17 protein-coding genes are annotated in these 20,399 nt (G+C 42.2%); 14 read left to right on the top strand and 3 right to left on the bottom strand.

Annotation, left to right across the window (positions count from 1 at the left end; genetic code table 11):
- Positions 1-76: 76 nt before the first annotated feature.
- The 8 genes from DW059_RS08230 (at position 77) to recD2 (ending at position 12,295) form a co-directional block, all read left to right on the top strand.
- Positions 77-1,276: an FprA family A-type flavoprotein gene (locus DW059_RS08230; protein WP_117698447.1), complete on the top strand. Its 1,200-nt coding sequence runs from the start codon at positions 77-79 to the stop codon at positions 1,274-1,276.
- A gap of 173 nt (positions 1,277-1,449) precedes the next feature.
- Positions 1,450-3,432 (top strand): excinuclease ABC subunit UvrB, encoded by a 1,983-nt coding sequence (gene uvrB, locus DW059_RS08225; RefSeq protein ID WP_117698446.1) that lies wholly within the window; start codon positions 1,450-1,452, stop codon positions 3,430-3,432.
- A 22-nt stretch (positions 3,433-3,454) separates the two neighbouring features.
- On the top strand, positions 3,455-6,289 hold the full coding sequence (gene uvrA, locus DW059_RS08220; protein ID WP_117698445.1) for an excinuclease ABC subunit UvrA: 2,835 nt from the start codon (positions 3,455-3,457) through the stop codon (positions 6,287-6,289).
- A gap of 481 nt (positions 6,290-6,770) precedes the next feature.
- The gene (locus DW059_RS08215) at positions 6,771-7,766 is read left to right on the top strand and encodes a rod shape-determining protein (RefSeq protein WP_022244522.1); all 996 of its coding nucleotides are present in this window, start codon (positions 6,771-6,773) and stop codon (positions 7,764-7,766) included.
- A 19-nt stretch (positions 7,767-7,785) separates the two neighbouring features.
- Positions 7,786-8,586 (top strand): flagellar hook-basal body protein, encoded by an 801-nt coding sequence (locus tag DW059_RS08210; protein WP_117698444.1) that lies wholly within the window; start codon positions 7,786-7,788, stop codon positions 8,584-8,586.
- Between the two features lie 111 nt (positions 8,587-8,697).
- A complete protein-coding gene (locus tag DW059_RS08205; RefSeq protein WP_117698443.1) occupies positions 8,698-9,513 on the top strand; it encodes a flagellar hook-basal body protein in 816 nt (271 codons plus the stop codon).
- Positions 9,514-9,533: 20 nt separating this feature from the next.
- The gene (locus DW059_RS08200; RefSeq protein ID WP_117698442.1) at positions 9,534-9,893 is read left to right on the top strand and encodes a rod-binding protein; all 360 of its coding nucleotides are present in this window, start codon (positions 9,534-9,536) and stop codon (positions 9,891-9,893) included.
- A gap of 197 nt (positions 9,894-10,090) precedes the next feature.
- Entirely contained in the window at positions 10,091-12,295 is a 2,205-nt protein-coding gene (gene recD2 / locus DW059_RS08195) for an SF1B family DNA helicase RecD2 (RefSeq protein WP_117698441.1), read from the top strand.
- A 180-nt stretch (positions 12,296-12,475) separates the two neighbouring features.
- Here the strand turns inward: recD2 and DW059_RS08190 are convergent, their stop codons facing one another.
- The 3 genes from DW059_RS08190 to DW059_RS08180 are packed head-to-tail and all read right to left on the bottom strand — an operon-like array spanning position 12,476 to position 15,256.
- Positions 12,476-13,273, bottom strand: a complete 798-nt coding sequence (locus tag DW059_RS08190) for an ABC transporter ATP-binding protein (protein WP_022244517.1) — start codon at positions 13,271-13,273, stop codon at positions 12,476-12,478.
- On the bottom strand, positions 13,266-14,195 hold the full coding sequence (locus tag DW059_RS08185; protein WP_117698468.1) for an ABC transporter permease: 930 nt from the start codon (positions 14,193-14,195) through the stop codon (positions 13,266-13,268). Before DW059_RS08185 ends, DW059_RS08190 begins: the two co-directional genes overlap by 8 nt.
- Positions 14,196-14,245: 50 nt before the next feature.
- Positions 14,246-15,256, bottom strand: a complete 1,011-nt coding sequence (locus tag DW059_RS08180) for an ABC transporter substrate-binding protein (protein WP_330408337.1) — start codon at positions 15,254-15,256, stop codon at positions 14,246-14,248.
- Between the two features lie 227 nt (positions 15,257-15,483).
- Here DW059_RS08180 and DW059_RS08175 point away from each other — a divergent pair, with 227 nt between their 5' ends.
- The 6 genes from DW059_RS08175 (at position 15,484) to DW059_RS08150 (ending at position 20,399) form a co-directional block, all read left to right on the top strand.
- Positions 15,484-16,182 (top strand): ComF family protein, encoded by a 699-nt coding sequence (locus tag DW059_RS08175; protein ID WP_242986176.1) that lies wholly within the window; start codon positions 15,484-15,486, stop codon positions 16,180-16,182.
- Positions 16,183-16,193: 11 nt separating this feature from the next.
- Positions 16,194-16,595 carry a flagellar protein gene (locus DW059_RS08170; protein WP_117698439.1) on the top strand — a complete coding sequence of 134 codons (402 nt, stop codon included), beginning with the start codon at positions 16,194-16,196 and terminating at the stop codon, positions 16,593-16,595.
- Positions 16,596-16,692: 97 nt separating this feature from the next.
- A complete protein-coding gene (locus DW059_RS08165) occupies positions 16,693-17,115 on the top strand; it encodes a hypothetical protein (protein WP_117698438.1) in 423 nt (140 codons plus the stop codon).
- 1 nt (position 17,116) lies between these two features.
- Entirely contained in the window at positions 17,117-18,118 is a 1,002-nt protein-coding gene (locus tag DW059_RS08160; protein WP_117698437.1) for a hypothetical protein, read from the top strand.
- A 21-nt stretch (positions 18,119-18,139) separates the two neighbouring features.
- Positions 18,140-19,051: a diadenylate cyclase CdaA gene (cdaA, locus tag DW059_RS08155; RefSeq protein WP_022244510.1), complete on the top strand. Its 912-nt coding sequence runs from the start codon at positions 18,140-18,142 to the stop codon at positions 19,049-19,051.
- Entirely contained in the window at positions 19,017-20,399 is a 1,383-nt protein-coding gene (locus DW059_RS08150; protein ID WP_117698435.1) for a CdaR family protein, read from the top strand. Before cdaA ends, DW059_RS08150 begins: the two co-directional genes overlap by 35 nt.

The following is a 20,399-nucleotide window of genomic DNA, read 5'->3' as shown; positions in this document are numbered from 1 at the left end:
AAAATACAAAAATTAAATCGACTTATAATAATTAAATTACATTATAACAGTAAATATGACAAAAGGAGGAAAATAGATGCATTGCACAAGAAAAGTAACAGAAGATATAATCTGGATTGGTGGAAGTGACAGGAGACTTGCTTTATTTGAAAACGTATTCCCGATTCCAAGAGGCGTATCCTATAATTCCTATCTTTTAAAAGATGAAAAAACAGTATTATTAGATACCGTAGACCGTTCCATTGCAGGACAGTTTTTAGAAAATCTGGCATTTGCACTGGATGGAAGAAATCTGGATTACATGATTGTAAATCATATGGAACCGGATCACTGTGCTTTAATCGAAGAAATCGTAAGACAATATCCGGAAGTAAAGGTTGTGGGAAATGCCAAGACCTTTGGCATGATACAGCAGTTCTATACCTTTGATATTGCAGAACATTCCGTTACTGTGAAAGAAGGTGAGACATTAAATACTGGAAAACATACCCTTCACTTTGTGATGGCACCGATGGTACACTGGCCGGAAGTAATGGTAACATATGATGAAACGGACAAAGTATTATTTTCAGCAGATGCATTCGGAACCTTCGGTGCATTGAACGGAAATATTTTTAATGATGAAATTGATTTCGACCGCGACTGGCTGGATGACGCAAGACGTTATTATACCAATATTGTTGGAAAATACGGCGGACCGGTTCAGACAACCTTGAAGAAAGCGGCAGGACTGGATATTTCTATTATCTGTCCGCTACATGGACCAATCTGGCGTTCCAATCTTGGTTACATTCTGGATAAATACAATACCTGGAGCAGCTATGAGCCGGAAGAGAAAGCAGTTATGATTGCTTATGCGTCCATGTATGGAAATACAGAAAACCTTGCAAATGTACTCGCAGCAAAGCTGGCAGAAGCAGATATCCATAATATTGCAGTATATGATGTATCCAATACACATGTTTCCACTTTGATTTCAGAAGCATTCCGCTGTAGCCATATTGTACTGGCAGCTCCGACCTATAATGGAAACGTTTATCCGGTTATGGAGAACTTCTTGAATGACATGAAAGCACTTTCCGTACAGAAACGTACCGTTGCAATTCTGGATAATGGTACCTGGGCAGCAACAGCTGGAAAACAGATGGCAGATAAGATTGCGGAAATGAAAGACATGAAGATTATTGAACCAAAGGTAAGTATTAAATCTTCATTAAAGAACGAACAGCTGGAACAGCTGGATGAGCTGGTGGCAGAGATTAAAAAAGATTTCTAAAGCACTGATATTCATCAGAAGAGCAAATGAAATAGAAATAAAAAAGGTCAGAGTAAAATGAGTGCAGAACAAACATTCGATTTTGTTCTGTACTTTTTTGTTGAGGGATGCTATAATGAGCGGAGAAACGTGGTAATACTAAAGGAAGAGCAAATAAACAGAGGAGAAATTGAGTGGATCATTTTAAATTAGTTTCCAAATATCAACCTACCGGGGACCAGCCGCAGGCAATTGAAAAGCTGGTGAAGGGATTTAAAGAGGGCAATCAGTTTGAAACACTGCTGGGTGTAACCGGTTCCGGTAAGACCTTTACCATGGCAAATGTCATTGCCCAGATGAATAAACCGACATTGATTATTTCACATAACAAGACACTGGCGGCACAGCTCTATGGTGAGATGAAGGAGTTTTTCCCGGAGAATGCAGTAGAGTATTTTGTATCCTATTACGATTACTACCAGCCAGAGGCATATGTGCCATCCACGGATACTTATATCGCAAAGGATTCTTCTGTAAATGATGAGATTGATAAACTGCGTCTGTCCGCGACAGCAGCATTGACGGAACGGCGGGATGTTATTGTAGTTTCCAGTGTATCCTGTATCTATGGATTGGGTGAACCGGAGAACTTTCAGAAGATGATGGTATCTCTACGGCCGGGTATGGAACGGGATCGTGATGATGTTATCCGGCAGTTGATTGATATACAGTATACAAGAAATGATATGGATTTCCAGCGAGGCACCTTTCGGGTACGGGGAGACGTTTTGGAAATCTTTCCGGCAGACCGTGGAGAGACTGCTATCCGGGTAGAATTCTTTGGCGATGAAATAGACCGGATTACAGAGATTGATGTATTGACCGGCGAGATTAAGAATAGTCTGAATCATATCAGTATTTTTCCAGCATCCCATTATGTAGTGCCAAGAGAGAAAATCCTGCGGGCATGCGATACCATTGAAGCAGAGCTGGAAGAGCGTGTGAAATACTTTAAAGGGGAAGATAAGCTCTTAGAGGCACAGCGGATTGCCGAGCGGACGAATTTTGATATTGAAATGTTAAAAGAGACAGGCTTCTGTAGTGGAATTGAAAACTATTCCAGACATTTATCCGGACAGCCGGCAGGTTCGAGACCGTTAACACTGATTGATTATTTCCCGGATGACTTCCTGATTATGGTAGATGAGTCCCATATTACAATTCCGCAGATTCGTGGAATGTATGCGGGAGACCAGTCCAGAAAGACAACGCTTGTGGATTATGGCTTCCGTCTGCCTTCGGCAAAAGACAACCGTCCAATGAATTTTGAAGAGTTTGAAAGCCAGATAGACCAGATGCTGTTTGTATCTGCAACGCCAAATGATTATGAAGAAGAACATGAACTTTTGCGGGTAGAGCAGATTATCAGACCGACAGGACTTTTAGACCCTGACGTGGAAGTGCGCCCGGTAGAAGGCCAGATTGACGATTTGATTGGAGAGGTCAATAAAGAGACTGCGGCAGGACATAAGGTGCTGGTAACGACACTGACCAAGAAAATGGCAGAGGATTTGACAGAATATATGCGTGAAGTGGGTATTCGTGTGAAATACCTGCATTCGGATATTGATACTTTGGAAAGGGCAGAGATTATCCGGGATTTACGGCTGGATGTATTTGATGTGCTGGTGGGAATTAACCTTTTGCGGGAAGGACTTGATATACCGGAAATTACATTAGTGGCAATTATTGATGCGGACAAGGAAGGTTTCTTGCGTTCCGAGACTTCACTGATTCAGACTATCGGACGAGCGGCAAGAAACAGTGAAGGTCATGTTATCATGTATGCAGATAAGATTACAGACTCCATGCGGGTTGCGATTGATGAGACAAAGCGCCGCCGTGAGATTCAGCAGAAATACAATGAAGAGCATGGTATTACGCCGACTACCATTCAGAAATCTGTCCGTGAGTTAATCAGTATTTCCAAGAAGGTAGCCAAGAATGAAATGGAATTCAAGAAAGATCCGGAATCCATGGATAAGAAGGAATTGGAGAAGCTGATTGCAGATATTCAGAAGAAGATGAACCATGCTGCTGCAGAGTTGAACTTTGAGGCTGCGGCAGAATATCGTGATAAGTTAATTGAGTTAAAGAAGATGCTTCGCGATTTGTAAGGTAGAGAAAGAGGAAGAAAAAGTGGCAAAGAAAGAGAGAAAATATATCAGGATTCGTGGTGCAAGCGAACATAATTTGAAACATATTGATGTGGATATACCAAGAGATGAATTTGTGGTACTGACAGGACTCAGCGGCTCCGGTAAATCCTCACTGGCATTTGATACGATTTATGCAGAGGGGCAGCGGCGTTATATGGAGAGCCTGTCATCTTATGCAAGGCAGTTCTTGGGACAGATGGAGAAACCGAATGTAGAGAAAATAGAAGGTTTGTCTCCGGCAATTTCCATTGACCAGAAATCCACAAACCGTAACCCGAGATCTACTGTAGGAACGGTAACGGAGATTTATGATTATTTCCGTCTGCTCTATGCGCGGATTGGAATTCCGCACTGTCCGAACTGCGGCAAGGAGATTAAAAAACAGACCGTAGACCAGATGGTAGACCAGATTATGAAGCTGCCGGAGCGTACCAGGATACAGCTTTTAGCACCGGTAGTCCGTGGAAGAAAGGGTGAACACCAGAAGCTCTTTGAACAGGCAAAGCGAAGCGGCTATGTGAGAGTACAGGTGGACGGAAATACCTATGAACTGACGGAAGAGATAAAGCTGGATAAGAACAAGAAACATAATATCGAAATCGTAGTGGATCGTCTGGTGGTAAAGGAAGGTATTGAAAAGCGTCTGACGGATTCTATTGAAAATGTGTTAGAACTTTCAAACGGACTTCTGATGGTGGATATCATTGATGGAGAGACCATGCAGTTTTCCCAGAGCTTTTCCTGCCCGGATTGTGGAATCAGTATTGATGAAATCGAACCGAGAAGCTTTTCCTTTAACAATCCATTCGGAGCCTGCCCGGAATGCTTTGGCCTGGGCTATAAGATGGAATTTGATGAAGAACTGATGATACCGGATAAAAGACTGAGTCTTGCAGAGGGCGCAATTCAGGTAATGGGCTGGCAGTCTTCTACCGATAAGAAGAGCTTTACTTATGCAATCCTTAAGGCACTTTCTGAAGAATATGGCTTCAGTCTTGATACACCATATAAGGAATTGCCGGCAGAAGTCCGGAATATGCTGATTCATGGAACCAATGGAAGGTCTGTAAAGGTATATTATAAAGGTCAGCGTGGAGAAGGCGTATATGACATTGCCTTTGAGGGACTGATTAAGAATGTGGAGCGTCGTTACCGTGAGACCGGCTCTGATACCATGAAACAGCAGTATGAAGAGTTTATGCGGATTACGCCATGCAAATGCTGTGGCGGGCAGAGGTTGAAGAAGGAGTCACTGGCAGTAACGGTTTCCGGTAAAAATATATATGAAATAACAGCGATGTCCATCCGTAATCTGGATGCCTATTTAAAAGAAATGGAACTGACGGAACAGCAGCATCTGATTGGTGACCAGGTTTTAAAAGAAATCAGAGCGCGGGTAGGCTTTCTGATGGATGTGGGACTGGATTATCTGTCACTGTCCCGCGCGACCGGAAGCTTATCGGGTGGTGAAGCACAGCGAATCAGACTGGCAACCCAGATTGGCTCCGGACTTGTAGGTGTGGCTTATATTCTGGACGAGCCTAGTATCGGTCTGCATCAGCGGGATAATGATAAACTTTTGAATTCTTTAAAGGGGTTAAAAGACCTTGGAAATACACTGATTGTAGTAGAACATGATGAAGATACTATGCGTGCAGCAGATTATATTGTGGATATCGGACCGGGAGCCGGTGAACATGGCGGAGAAGTCATTGCTACCGGAACAGCAGAGGAGATTATGAAAAATAAGAACTCTATCACCGGTGCTTATTTAAGCGGAAGAATCAAGATTCCGGTACCGAAAGAAAGACGGAAACCAACCGGATTCATTACTGTAAAAGGTGCAAGAGAGAATAACCTGAAGAATATTGATGTGAAGATTCCACTGGGTATAATGACCTGCATTACCGGAGTGTCCGGCTCCGGAAAGAGTTCACTGACTAATGAAATCCTCTATAAACGTCTGGCAAGGGATTTAAACCGGGCAAGGTGTATTCCGGGTGCCCATGATGATATTGAAGGTCTGGAACAGTTAGATAAGGTAATTGATATTGACCAGTCTCCAATCGGAAGAACACCCCGTTCCAATCCGGCTACTTATACCGGTGTGTTTGATATGATAAGAGATTTGTTTGCATCCACTCCGGATGCCAAGGCAAGAGGATACCAGAAGGGAAGATTCAGCTTTAATGTGAAGGGTGGCCGGTGTGAAGCCTGCTCCGGTGATGGTATTCTTAAGATAGAAATGCATTTCCTGCCGGATGTATATGTTCCGTGTGAAGTGTGTCAGGGCAAACGATATAACCGTGAAACACTGGAAGTAAAATATAAGGGCAAGAGTATCTATGATGTGCTGAATATGACAGTGGAAGAGGCACTGGAATTCTTTCAGAATGTGCCTTCTATTGCAAGAAAGATACAGACCCTTTATGATGTGGGCTTATCTTATATCCGTCTGGGCCAGCCATCTACTGAACTGTCTGGTGGAGAAGCACAGAGAATTAAGCTTGCAACAGAATTGAGCAAACGCAGTACAGGAAAGACTATTTATATTCTGGATGAGCCGACAACAGGACTTCATTTTGCAGATGTCCATAAATTAATTGAAATTCTGAGGAGATTGTCTGATGGTGGCAATACAGTAGTTGTAATTGAACATAATCTGGATGTAATCAAGACGGCAGATTATATTATTGATATGGGGCCGGAAGGCGGAGACGGTGGCGGAACTGTGGTTGCCCAGGGAACGCCGGAAGAGATTGCCAAAGTACCGGAATCCTATACCGGACAATATGTAAAGAAATATCTGGAATAGTAATACCGGATAAGCATAAGACAATGAAAAATGGCATCTGCTAGAAACTGCCAGTGGCGGGTTCGGCAGGTGCTATTTTCTATAGGCACATTCTTTGTTCCTGTTATGTGCACAAAAAAACTGCTGAAACATTCAGCAGTTACTATCTTGGGGAGTACCCTCCGGACATCCCGAGGGACATCCGAAGGGCTGAGTTATGAAAAATTATATTAGCTTAATAGCTAGTACATATATGATACTATAGAAGACGTGTGACTATTATGTGAACAAAAAGTTAAGACAATTAGAAAGCAAAAGAAAGTTAAGAAGATGTTGCGATTTCATTAAAAATAAGTAAAAACAGAAAAAAACCTTTGAAAAATGCCATTTATTGTATATAATGTGATTATATATGTAAGAATATGATTGAATGCGTAGTCTGTCTTTTTTTGAGATAGATTACTCCACATATAATGAAACAGATGAAAGGGGAAACATTGACATGGTTTCAACAGATATTGGAATTGATTTAGGAACAGCCAGCATATTGGTTTATATTAAAGGAAAAGGCGTAGTTTTAAAAGAGCCGTCCGTAGTAGCGTTTGACAGAGATACAAACAAGATTAAGGCGATTGGTGAAGAAGCAAGACTGATGCTTGGTAGAACACCGGGCAACATTGTAGCAGTAAGACCACTCCGTCAGGGTGTTATTTCTGATTATACCGTAACAGAGAAGATGATTAAGTACTTTATTCAGAAGGCACTGGGAAAGAAAACATTCCGTAAGCCAAGAATCAGTGTCTGTGTACCAAGTGGTGTAACAGAGGTTGAGAAGAAGGCGGTAGAGGATGCAACTTATCAGGCAGGAGCAAGAGAAGTTGCAATTATTGAAGAACCAATTGCAGCAGCAATTGGAGCAGGCATCGATATTGCAAGACCTTGTGGAAATATGATTGTAGATATCGGAGGAGGAACCGCAGATATTGCAGTAATTTCACTGGGCGGTTCGGTAGTAAGTACATCAATTAAAATTGCCGGAGATGATTTTGATGAGGCAATTGTCCGTTATATGAGAAAGAAACATAATCTTCTGATCGGAGAAAGAACTGCAGAAGATATTAAGATTAAGATTGGAACCTGTTTCCCGCTGGCACAGCCGGAAACTATGGATGTCCGTGGACGTAATCTGGTAACAGGACTTCCTAAGACAGTAACTGTTTCTTCAGAAGAGACTGAGGAAGCATTAAGAGAACCGACTTTACAGATTGTAGAAGCGGTACACAGTGTTCTGGAAAAAACACCACCAGAGCTGGCAGCAGATGTTGCAGACAGAGGAATTGTGCTGACAGGTGGCGGTTCATTACTTAGAGGACTGGAAGAGCTGATTGAAGATAAGACAGGAATTAATACAATGACAGCAGAAGAACCAATGACTTGTGTAGCAATTGGTACAGGTAAATTCGTAGAATTCTTAGCTGGTAAGAGAGACGACGATTAAGATTTCGGGAGGACTGTAGATGGTAAAAGGATTATATACCGCATGGACCGGAATGCTAGACGAACAGAACCGTCTGGATATTCTGACAAATAATCTGGCAAATGCCGACACAACCGGATATAAGAAGGAAGGTACCACAAACCATACATTTGCTGATACACTGGCAATTAAGATTAAGGATACTTCTGATTATGGGCAGCCGCGGGTACTGGGAAATATCAGTATGGGTGTGCATATTGGCGAAGTATATACCGATTTCAGCCAGGGCAGCTTTAAAGTGACAGACAGAAGTACCGATATGGCATTGGATGGAAATGGTTTTTTTACGGTATCATTTACCAATAAGAATGGTGAAACATCTATGAAGCTTACCCGGGATGGAGCATTTACACTGACCAGAGAAGGCTATCTGGTGACCAAAGACGGTGATTATGTGCTGAACCAGAATGGAGCTTCCACTGGCAATCCTGGTGCAGAGAATTATATCCGGATTAATCCGAATCTGGATTTTGAAGTGCTTTCCGATGGAAGTATTATGCAGAATAATCAGGTGGTTGCAAGACTTGGTGTGGTAGATGTAGATAATTATGACTATATCAGCAAATATGGTGAGAATCTCTATGATGTAGTAAATGGCGGACAGCTTGTGGCATCGAATGCGAGAGTAGAGCAGGGTGCATTGGAAGCTTCCAACATTAATGTAGTATCCGAAATGGTAGATATGATTACAATCACCAGAGCTTACGAGGCTGGACAGAAGATTATCCAGACGATGGATTCAACACTGGACAAAGCCGTAAATAATGTAGGTAAAGTATAAAAAGAACTAAAGAAAAGTGCAAAAGAAGCCGATATAAATAAGTAGGAAACAGGTACGTTTCATAAAAGGCTGGCCACGGATGGCGCAAGAGAGATAAGGAGCGCAGGGCTTATGATGAGAGCATTGTGGACTGCTGCATCAGGAATGATTGCACAGCAGACAAATATTGATTCGATTTCTAATAACTTATCGAATGTAAATACAACAGGTTACAAATCCGAACAGGCAGAGTTTAAATCACTGCTGTATCAGACACTGCAGTCTAAAACAACTTCTGCAAATGGTGATGAAAAACCGGTTCCGGTTCAGGTGGGACTGGGAACCAGAGTAGCCTCTATTACATCTGATTTTACCAATGGAGCATTAATTGCCAATTCCAGCAATACAGCATTTGCGTTGGAAGGAAAAGGATTTTTCTCGGTACGTGGAGAAGATGGACAGACATACTATACCAGAAATGGTAAATTTGGCTGGGCAATCGGAACTAATGGGACGACACTTTGCAATGAAGCCGGACTTCCGGTATTAGATAGTAATGGAAATGAAATTGTTCTGCCGGATGGCGTGACTGCATCATCTATCGAAGTATCAAATGATGGAAAGTTCTATTATAAAGATGCGGCAGGCAATACCATAGATATGAACAGACAGATTGGCGTATATCAGTTTACCAATCCGGCTGGACTGGAAAAGGATTCTGGAAGCCTTTTGGTTGCAACAGCAGCATCCGGTAATCCGATGAATGAGCTGACTACTCCGGGACTGACCAGAAGCAAGGTATGCCAGAATTATCTGGAAGCATCCAATGTCCAGGTGGCAGACGAGATGGTTAATATGATTATTGCACAGCGTGCATATGAATTAAACTCTAAGGCGATTCAGGCAGCAGATGAGATGCTTGGACAGGCAAATTCATTAAGAAGATAGTTCTAAAGGCAGGGTAAAGTATGAGTATATCGATGGATAATATTTCGACATTGCTGAATACAACTTCATCACAGGCAAGTAACAGTTCCAATGGACTGGAGAAGACATTGAATTCAGATTTATCAGGTGCAACGGATGACGAACTGATGGATGTCTGCAAGGAATTTGAGGCATATTTCTTAGAACAGGTTTATAAGGAAATGAAGAAAACCATTCCGGAGAACGAAGACCAGGATGCCAGTATGAGTCAGATGACGGATTATTTTGAAGACGAGATGATACAGAAGCTGGCAAGCCAGTCAGTAGAACAGAGTGGCGGAAGTAACAGTCTGGCACAGCAGCTGTATGAGCAGATGAAGCGTAATTATAATATGGAATAGAATTTAAAAAAGACGATAAAAGGGGCTGTCATATGATGACAGCCTTCTCTTACTTTACAGGAAATTGCTTTCCTGTAAAGTAAAAAATGCTCCGCAAGGATGCACACTGCGGCGTATAAGGCAGATGTCGCAAGCGACCGCCGCAGGCGCAAGACTGTGCCAAGGCACATTCTTTATTCTGTTGGAAAGGAAAGACGATGGAGACGATAACCGGTTATGTAGATCATATCATATATCGAAATGCTGACAATGGCTATACGGTACTGGTGCTGGTTTGCGAAGAAGAAGAGATTACCTGCGTGGGAATCTTTTCGGGAATCAGTGAGGGAGAGAATATCGAAGTGACCGGTGAATATACGGCACATCCGACCTATGGAAAGCAGTTTAAAGCTGAAAGTTATGTGGAGAAAGAACCAACCGATGAACTGTCCATTGAGCGTTATCTTGGCTCCGGAGCAATTAAAGGGATTGGTGCGGCACTTGCAGCAAGAATTGTAAGAAGATTTAAAGGCGATACCTTCCGGATTATCGAAGAAGAACCGGAGCGGTTAGCGGAAGTGAAAGGAATCAGTGAACGGAAAGCAATGGAAATATCAGACCAGGTCTCTGAAAAACGAGATCTGCGTCAGGCAATGATATTTTTGCAGCAGTATGGCATTACACTGAATCTTGCGGTGAAAATCTATAAAGAATACGGACAGGAAGTATACGGCATCATTCAGGAGAATCCATATCGTCTGGCGGATGATATCAGTGGTGTGGGATTTCGGATTGCAGATGAAATTGCTAAGAAAGTCGGTATTCATACAGATTCTGATTTTCGAATCCGAAGCGGTATATTGTATACACTTTTACAGGCATCCGGGGAGGGCCATACTTTTCTGCCGGAGGAAGAACTGACAAAGCGGGCAGGAGAACTTCTGGGTGTAACAGAAGAAGCAATCGAAAAGCAGTATATGGATTTGTCGATAGAGCGGAAAATCATTATGAAACAGGAGGGTGAACAGGTTCAGATTTATGGCGCACCACTCTATTATACGGAAGTAAATACAGCCATGATGCTTAAGAATCTGGATATTGCCTATGATGTGTCAGATGCAGAGATTGCCCAGCGAATCCATAAGATTGAGAAGCAGACCGGCATGGAACTGGATGAACACCAGAAAGAGGCTGTTTCGGAGGCAGTAAGAAACGGACTTTTGGTAATCACCGGTGGACCCGGAACTGGTAAGACGACGACAATTAACAGTATTATCAAATATTTTGAACTGGAAGGTCTGGACATTTTCCTGGCAGCACCTACCGGAAGAGCTGCAAAGCGAATGAGCGAAATGACCGGATATGAAGCTAAAACCATACACCGGATGCTGGAATTAAACGGTGGAATGGAAGGAGCGGTAGGATTCGAACGAAATGAAAGTAATCCACTGGAAACGGATGTTGTAATTATCGATGAGATGTCTATGGTGGATATCAGCCTGATGCAGTCCCTTCTGAAGGCAATGGTAGCCGGAACAAGACTGATTCTTGTAGGAGATGTAAACCAGCTTCCGAGCGTAGGACCGGGAAGCGTATTAAAGGATATTATCGACAGCGGACAGTTCCATGTGGTACAGCTTACCAAGATTTTTCGACAGGCATCCCAGAGTGATATCATTGTCAATGCCCATAAAATCAACGGGGGAGAAGAAGTAGTGTTAGATAACAAGAGCATGGATTTCTTTTTCCTGAAACGATATGATGCAGATGTGATTATCAATGTGGTACTGCAGCTGATTATGCAGAAACTGCCTAAATTTGTAAATGCACAGCCTTATGATATACAGGTGCTGACTCCGATGAAAAAAGGAAATCTGGGCGTAGAACGACTGAACAGTATCTTGCAGCAATATTTAAATCCTCCTGCTCCGGATAAGAAAGAAAAAGAGTATGGCGATAAAGTGTTCCGCGAAGGGGACAAGGTCATGCAGATAAAAAATAATTATCAGCTGGAGTGGGAGGTCTTGAGTAAATATGGATTTGCTATTGACCGTGGAACCGGTGTGTTTAATGGGGATACGGGAATTATCCGTGAAATCAATGATTATAAAGAGACAATGACCGTGGTCTATGATGAAGACAAGGTGGTGGAGTATTCCTTTAAAATATTAGAGGAACTGGAACTGGCATATGCCATTACAATACATAAATCCCAGGGTAGTGAATATCCGGCAGTTGTAATTCCGCTTCTTGGGGGCCCGAGAATGCTGATGAACAGGAACCTTTTGTATACAGCGGTAACCCGTGCAAGAAAGTGTGTAACTCTTGTGGGAAATGAAATGTGCTTCTATGAGATGGAACAGAATATTACAGAGCAGACCAGATACAGCGGTCTACGGGCAAGACTGGAAGAAAATGTGTAGAGGTGGTTGGCTGTACAGACATGCAGAACCTTCCACCGACCGCTTCTTACGGGTGTCTGGAAAGAAAGAAAAACCAGCCGAAATGCTGTATTTTGCAGAATTCCGGCTGGTTTTTGCGTGTCTGACAACCTGCAAAGCAAGTCATTTGTCAATTTTCGTTTAAAAACCGGCAGATACCAATTACTTGGATAATAAAGCTTTGTCATTGGCAAATTCTTCGCCACTGATTTCTTCAAATTTCTCTAATAAATCTTCTACGGTAAGATTCTTTTTCTCTTCTCCGGAAATATCTAAGATAACCTGACCTTCATTCATCATAATCAGACGGTTGCCATGAACAATTGCATCACGCATGTTGTGTGTTACCATCAGAGTGGTAAGGTTCTGCTCTGCAACTATTTTATCCGAAAGAGTAAGAACCTTTGCAGCAGTCTTTGGATCCAGAGCAGCGGTGTGCTCATCTAAGAGAAGCAGCTTTGGACGGTTTAAAGTAGCCATAAGAAGAGTCAGTGCCTGACGCTGACCACCGGAAAGCAGTCCGACTTTAGAGGTAAGACGGTTCTCAAGTCCTAAATCCAGCTCTTTTAACAATTCTTTGTAATGTGCTCTTTCTGCCTTAGTAATACCGCTTCCAAGACCTCTGCTTTTGCCACGACGGGCAGCGAGGGCAAGATTCTCATCGATTCCCATGGTAGCAGCAGTTCCCATCATAGGATCCTGGAATACGCGGCCTAAGAAACTGGCACGTCTGTGCTCAGACATTCTTGTAACATCTACGTCATCAATAGAAATGGAACCTTCATCCACAAGGAATACTCCTGCAATAGCATTTAATAAAGTGGATTTTCCGGCACCATTTCCACCGATGACAGTAACGAAATCACCTTCGTTTAAAGTAAGGGTAGTGCCGTTAAGAGCGGTTTTTTCGTTAATGGTTCCCGGATTAAATGTTTTGTAAATATGATCAACTTTAAGCATTGGTTTTGGCTCCTTTCTTTACTGGTTTTGTAAAATATTTCTTCTTCCAGTAAGGAACTGCAAGGAAGAAAGCAACCACAAGTGCAGATAACAGCTTTAAGTAGTTGGTATCAAGACCAAGCCAGATAACAATCTGAAGTACAGCGTAGTAAATAACAGCACCGATAGCGACAGATAAAAGCTTCAACGCAAAGTTGTGGAAAATCTTTTCGAACAATACAGTACCGATAATAACGGCAGCAAGACCGATTACGATAGCACCACGTCCTGCATTGACATCAGCAAATCCCTGATACTGTGAGTAAAGAGCGCTGGCAAGACCAACAAGACCGTTGGAAATCATTAAACCGATTACGGTATTGAAATTTGTGTTGATACCCTGGGCACGGCTCATATTCGGGTTGCATCCGGTAGCACGGATAGAACAGCCTCTTGCAGTTCCGAAGAACCAGTACAGGATAGCTATAATGGCGATGACGAAGATAGCAACGATAAATATGGTGTTTTTATAAAAAGCCACATTTTTTACATATCGTAAAGATACAATTAAATCGTATTTGTCAGCGCTGATTGCCTGGTTGGATTTGCCGCCAAGAATCTTTAAGTTAATGGAGTATAATCCAAGCTGGGTTAAAATACCTGCAAGGATTACCGGGATTCCCATTTTTGTATGGAAGATTCCGGTAATTAATCCTGCCAGCATACCGGATATGGTAGCGGCAAGGATTGCTACCCAGATATTCTGTCCAGAAGCAATCAGAGTAACACAGACAGCACCGCCAAGACTCATGGTTCCATCCACGGTTAAGTCTGCCACATCCTGTATTTTAAAAGTGATGTATACACCGATTGCCATAATACCCCAGATTAATCCCTGGGCTACAGCACCGGGCATAGCGTTTAATAAATCAGCAATTTGCAATTCCACAATAAGTTCCTCCGGTTTCTAAATAAATAATTCAAAAGTAAAAATTACTCAGACATGTCTAAAGCTTCGTAATCGTCTGGAACAGTGATGCCAAGCTTCTCGCAGATGTCAGGGTTGTACTGTTTGGTAACTGCTGGAGCAAATTCAACTTCCATAGTGGATGGGTCTGCACCATTTACTAAGATTTCGTATGCCATTTTACCTGTCTGATATCCAAGGTCATAGTAGCTGATGGATAAGGTAGCAACACCACATCCTTTACAGATACCGGCTTCCCCTGCAATAATTGGAACACCGGCTTCCCCTGCAATGTTATTGATGACTTCTGTATTGGAAGCTGCAGTGTTGTCGGTAGGAACGTAAAGAACATCGTTATCATTTACAGCACTCTGGACAACACTTGCAATATCGTTGGAATCAACGAAAGAATATGCAGTACAGGTGTAATTTAATTTTTCTAATTCTTCTTTGATAACGTCAATCTGATACTGTGAGTTTGCTTCTGCGGAGCAGTAAAGCAGTCCGACATTTTTAGCATCCGGGAATAATTCATTTAACATAGCTGCCTGCTCGGACAGAGGAGCTAAGTCAGAAGTTCCTGAAATGTTACGTCCTGTTGTGCCTGACCAGTCAGAAATGTCAAGAGCGGTTGCATAATCTGTTACGGAAGTTCCAAGAATAGGAATATCTGTAGTTGCAGCAGCTGCAGACTGAAGAGGAGCAGTTGCATTTGCAAGAATCAGGTCTTCATTTTTGGAAACGAAGGAGTTAACGATAGTTGCGCATGTGGCAGAATCACCCTGTGCGTTCTGCTCGTCAAAAACAACGTCATCACCTAATTTCTCGGTAAGATAGTCTTTGAATCCTTTTGTTGCAGCATCTAATGCCTCATGCTGTACGAGCTGACAGATGCCAACGGTGTACTTTGCGTTGGATGAACTTTTCTCTGTAGCGTCAGCGTTTTGGGTATCTCCTGCTTTGGAGCCACAGGCGGTCATGCTGAGCGCAAGAACTGCTGCAACTGAAAGAGAGAGAAATTTCTTCATTTTTTTCATAATAATTTCCTCCTGAAATATGTAATGTTTTTTTTTGATTTAACGCGTTCGTGCGTCTGCGCGTTTATGCATTAAAGCGTTAATCCGAATAGACTAATTATAATAAGTAGAGAAAAATAAGTCAATAAATTAAATCCTATTTTTATCAGGAAAAATTAAGAGAATGTTAATGTTTTTGCAAAAGGGACTGTGCTAATATGTGCAAAGAGAGTTTTGGAAAGGAAATAATGAATATACTGGATATTATATTCCCAAGAAGATGCCCGCTGTGTGATGAGGTAATACCGCCGGATGGGGAAATCTGCCCGGAGTGCATCGGAAAGGCAGAACTGGTGCAGGAACCGGTCTGTAAACGGTGCGGAAAACCCATTGGGAATGCCAGAAAGGAATATTGTGGTGACTGTGACCGGAAAAAACATTTTTTTGATTCGGGAAAGGCAGTATTTGTTTATCAGGGGGCAGTGCAACACTCGCTGTATCGTTTTAAATATGCCAATCGGCGTGAATATGCAGCTTTTTATGGAAAAATGGCATGTATACAGTATGCCCGGTGGATTTCAAGACTGGGGATAGATGCAATCATACCGGTTCCGCTGCATCGGAAACGCAGGAGGGAGAGAGGGTATAATCAGGCAGAACTCTTTGCAAAGGAAATAGGAAAACGTACCGGAATTCCGGTAGAAACGAAATTGCTATATCGGTGTATAAATACCAGACCCCAGAAGGAACTTAATGACCAGGAACGCAAGAAAAATCTGAAAAAGGCTTTTACAATCGCACAAAATATAGTACAATTAAGAAAAGTTCTGCTTGTAGATGACATTTACACAACTGGAAGTACCGTGGATGCAGCAGCAGAATGTTTGAAGGTATCAGGAATACAAGAGGTTTATGTGCTTTGCATTAGCATTGGCAGGGGACATTAGGAGGAGAAAGAATGGACGTAAGAAACTGCAAAGGATGCGGAAGATTATTTAATTATTATGGGGGCGTACCGTTATGTAAAGCCTGCAAAGATAAGCTGGAAGAGAAGTTCCAGGAGGTAAAAGAATATTTGCGGCAGAACCCGAATACTCCGATACAGGTTGTATCGGAAGATAATGATGTTTCTGTAAAACAGATTAAACAGTGGGTGCGTGAAGAAAGACTTGTCTTTTCAGAAGATTCACCACTTGGTCTGGAATGTGAAGGCTGTGGAACAATTATCAAAACAGGACGTTTCTGTGAAAAATGCAAACGTAAAATGGAAACGGACTTCCAGAGTGTAATAAAGAAAAAACCGGTGGAGCCTCAGTTGGATAAGAGACCGAAGGAAAGAGATAAGATGAGATATCTGTAACTGTAGATAAGAACTGCCGCAGTGACTGGTGGCAGTTTTTTCTTTTCAGAAGATAATATCTATGTTATACTAAAGAGAGTTTGTTTAGGAGCAGAGTATGATTAGTAAAGAACGCGTCAGACATATGACAAAGCTGTCAGAATTCGAAAATGAAGAAAGTAAAGCCTGCCAGAAAGCAACACAGTATTTTAGAAGAGATTATGTTGCCATGGAGTTGATAAAAAGCTTTTTTGCCGGAACCATTGCGTTTGGACTTCTTTTTGTGCTGTGGCTTTTTTACGACATGGAGAATCTGGTAAAGAAAATTAATGATATGGATATGATTGGATTTGGCATCCAGATTGTAATGGTGTATCTGGTATTTCTGGCTGCTTATCTGCTTATTACTTATATTATCTATAATCGTAGATATACAAAGGGGAGAAAACAGGTGAAGGAGTATTATAACAGACTGAAGAGGGTGAGCAGTCTGTATTGTGAGGAAGAAAATATATCTAATACGGATGACTGGGAGGTTTAGGATGACGGGTTTACTCGAACTGAAGGAGCGGTTAATCCGCTTTTTTGGAAAAAATGAAATATATGTGGTGCCGGTACTTAAGTTTATTCTGGCAACAGTGGTATTTCTACTGATCAATCAAAATATTGGCTATATGACCAGATTGGCTGGACTTCCGGTAACACTGGTACTGGCACTGTTATGTGCGGTTCTTCCGGTCAACGCTATCCTGTTGTTTGCGTTCATTCTGATTGCTGCACATTTATTTGCACTGTCTATGGATGTATGCGTGGTAGGACTGATTCTTATGCTAGTTATCGCACTGCTGTATTTACGGTTTTCACCAAAAGATGGTTATTATGCAGTGCTGACACCGATAACATTTACATTACATATCCCGTATATCATGCCGATTTCAGCAGGACTGTTACGGACACCGGCATCTGCTGCATCTATTGTGAGCGGAACTGTGATGTTTTATTTCCTGAAGGGAATAAAGGAAAATGAGGCAGTATTAAGTGCGGTGGAAGAGGACAGCAATGCGGCTTCAAAAATGGTGGTAGCAATCAACCAGCTGCTGGGTAATAAGGAAATGTATCTGGTACTGGCAACTTTTATTGTGATTTTACTGGTGGTTTATGTAGTGCGCCGCCTGTCCATAGATCATGCATGGACAGTGGCGTCACTGGCTGGCATTCTGATTGGACTTACTGTGCTGATCAGCGGTTTTGTAATGCTGGGCATCAAGGGACGAATCGTCTGGATTATTGTAGGAAGCGTAATTTCTACGGTGATTGCATTGATACAGCAGTTCCTGTTCTTTAACCTGGATTATAGCAGGACAGAACGGGTACAGTTTGAGGATGATGAATATTACTATTATGTAAAAGCGGTACCGAAGATTTATGTTACAACCAAGGAGAAAAAGGTAAAACGTATCGCAGCCAAGGATGAGGAAAAAGAACGTATTTCCCGCAAAGCATTGGCAGAGGAAATGGATATAGACGAAGATTTGCTGAAATAAGACAGAGAGGAAGTGGAACAGGTGCAGTCATTTTTGACAGTGTTGGAAAATTTTAAAGAAAATTATCTGGCGTGGGTAAGCGTTTTGAACATTACGGTATCAAAGACTGATATTGTAGAAATGCTTATTATTGCGTTCCTGTTTTATCACGTCCTGAAATGGATTAAGGATACACGGGCATGGATGCTGTTAAAAGGAATTCTTGTGATTTTAGCGTTTGTACTTGTGGCAGCAATCTTCCAGATGAATACAATTCTCTGGATAGCAGAGAAGACGATTAATGTAGCGATTATTGCAATCGTTGTTATCTTCCAGCCGGAGCTCCGGAAAGCACTGGAAGAATTGGGACGAAAGAAATTTATTTCATCCCTCTTTTCTTTTGATTTTGGGAAAGACGGAGTGGAACGTTTCAATGACCATACGATTGGAGAACTGGTAAAGGCAAGCTATGAGATGGGTAAGGTGAAGACCGGAGCCCTGATTGTAGTGGAAAATGAAATTATGCTGACAGAATACGAAAGAACCGGTATTGCACTGGATTCCCTGGTATCAAGCCAGCTTCTGATTAATATATTTGAAAAGAACACTCCGTTACATGACGGAGCTATTATTGTACGTGGGGACAGAGTTGTCTCTGCTACCTGTTATCTGCCACTGTCTGACAGCCTGGAACTGAGCAAGGATCTGGGAACCAGACATCGTGCAGCAGTTGGAATTAGTGAAGTGAGTGATTCTCTTACAATTGTGGTATCAGAGGAAACCGGAAAGGTTTCTATTGCGATGGGTGGACAGCTGTACCGTAATGTGGATGCGGAGTTTCTGCGCAGCAAACTGAAATTTCTCCAGAGCAGCAATATCGAACCAAAGCGCTTCCAATTACTGAAGAGGAGGTTACGCAATGTTAAAAAAGCTGACAAAACTGGTGACGAATAATTTTGGACTGAAGGTTGCAGCATTATTCTTCTCTGTTGTGCTGTGGCTCGTTGTTGTCAACATTGATGATCCGACACAGGCGAAGAACTTTACCACGTCTATTACGATAACCAATTCGGATTATATGACACAGCAGGGCAAATACTTTGAAGCAAAGGACAGTAATCTGCAGGTAACCTTTAAGGTTTCTACTGTGCGTTCTGTTATGAAGAACTTGAGTAATACTGACTTCCGGGCAGTAGCAGATATGGAGAATGTTGAGCAGGTAGACGGTGTATACCGGGTACCGATTGAGATAACTGCAACACGATATGCGTCTGCGGTGAACTTCCAGGGCAAAACACAGTATATGGAAGTAAATGTAGAAGATCTGATGCTGTCACAGTTTTCTATTAAGGCAAAAACAGTAGGAGATGCAGCTGAGAATTATGCGGTGGGAGATGTGCGGGTATCTCCGAACATCTTAAAAGTAACCGGACCGGAATCGGTGGTGAATCAGATTGATCATGTAGAAGCAACCATTGATGTAACAGGTGCATCCGCAGACTTGACGGATAGTGTAGTTCCGGTTGTATATAATGCAAACAGTGAGGCAGTAGACACCTCAAAGCTGAATTTTAATATTGATAAAGTGACAATTTCGGCTACGATACTTAATATCCGTAACCTTTCAGTAGAAATTGAACCGAGTGGAACGGTTGCAGATGGATTTGTATGCACCGGAGTGACGATTAATCCGAATAAGATAGCGATAAAGGGAACACCGGAAGCACTGAACGCAGCCGGAAGTATTGTGATTCCGTCAGACCAGCTGGATATCAGCGATGCAACTGGCAATGTAGTGAAGACAATTAATATTTCTTCTTATCTGCCGGATGATGTAGAGGTGGTCGATGCTGACAATCTGAATGTTGAAGTAACCGCAGTGGTGGAGCAGATTGTGTCAGAATCTTATAGCGTACCGGTTGAAAACATTGCAATTCAGAATCTGAAAGAGGGTTATGAAGCAGCCTTTGCAGAGAGTACAGTTACGATAACTTTAAAGGGACTGCGTAATGATCTGGATAAACTTATGGCAGACAGTATTAAGGGAAATGTAAATGCAGCAGGACTGGCAGAAGGCAATCATACCGTAACAGTTACCCTGGAGCTGGATGACAGCTTATATTCGGTAAATGGAACACAGACTGCAGTGATAACCATAACAAAGAAATCAGAAGACACATCAGATACTACAAATACTGGAAATGACAATGGAACCCATACGGGTTCGAATGGTGGTACAGAAACGGGAACGGGCAGTACCAATGGAAATAATACGAATAATGGAAATTCGGAGGAAGATTAG

This window comes from Roseburia sp. AF42-8 (genome assembly GCF_003435965.1).
GTDB classification, from domain to species: domain Bacteria; phylum Bacillota; class Clostridia; order Lachnospirales; family Lachnospiraceae; genus Roseburia_C; species Roseburia_C amylophila.
Note: the sequence above shows the minus strand (reverse complement) of the source record. Positions and strands in the feature narration are given on the sequence as shown.

Bases quoted from the DNA above. Each gene is read 5' to 3' on its own strand.
- DW059_RS08150 (WP_117698435.1), top strand. From the start codon at position 19,017: ATGTTAAAAAAGCTGACAAAACTGGTGACGAATAATTTTGGACTGAAG.
- DW059_RS08160 (WP_117698437.1), top strand. From the start codon at position 17,117: ATGACGGGTTTACTCGAACTGAAGGAGCGGTTAATCCGCTTTTTTGGA.
- DW059_RS08230 (WP_117698447.1), top strand. From the start codon at position 77: ATGCATTGCACAAGAAAAGTAACAGAAGATATAATCTGGATTGGTGGA.
- DW059_RS08180 (WP_330408337.1), bottom strand. From the start codon at position 15,256: ATGAAAAAAATGAAGAAATTTCTCTCTCTTTCAGTTGCAGCAGTTCTT.
- DW059_RS08175 (WP_242986176.1), top strand. From the start codon at position 15,484: ATGAATATACTGGATATTATATTCCCAAGAAGATGCCCGCTGTGTGAT.
- DW059_RS08190 (WP_022244517.1), bottom strand. From the start codon at position 13,273: ATGCTTAAAGTTGATCATATTTACAAAACATTTAATCCGGGAACCATT.
- recD2 (WP_117698441.1), top strand. From the start codon at position 10,091: ATGGAGACGATAACCGGTTATGTAGATCATATCATATATCGAAATGCT.
- DW059_RS08215 (WP_022244522.1), top strand. From the start codon at position 6,771: ATGGTTTCAACAGATATTGGAATTGATTTAGGAACAGCCAGCATATTG.
- DW059_RS08210 (WP_117698444.1), top strand. From the start codon at position 7,786: ATGGTAAAAGGATTATATACCGCATGGACCGGAATGCTAGACGAACAG.
- DW059_RS08200 (WP_117698442.1), top strand. From the start codon at position 9,534: ATGAGTATATCGATGGATAATATTTCGACATTGCTGAATACAACTTCA.
- DW059_RS08205 (WP_117698443.1), top strand. From the start codon at position 8,698: ATGATGAGAGCATTGTGGACTGCTGCATCAGGAATGATTGCACAGCAG.
- DW059_RS08165 (WP_117698438.1), top strand. From the start codon at position 16,693: ATGATTAGTAAAGAACGCGTCAGACATATGACAAAGCTGTCAGAATTC.
- DW059_RS08170 (WP_117698439.1), top strand. From the start codon at position 16,194: ATGGACGTAAGAAACTGCAAAGGATGCGGAAGATTATTTAATTATTAT.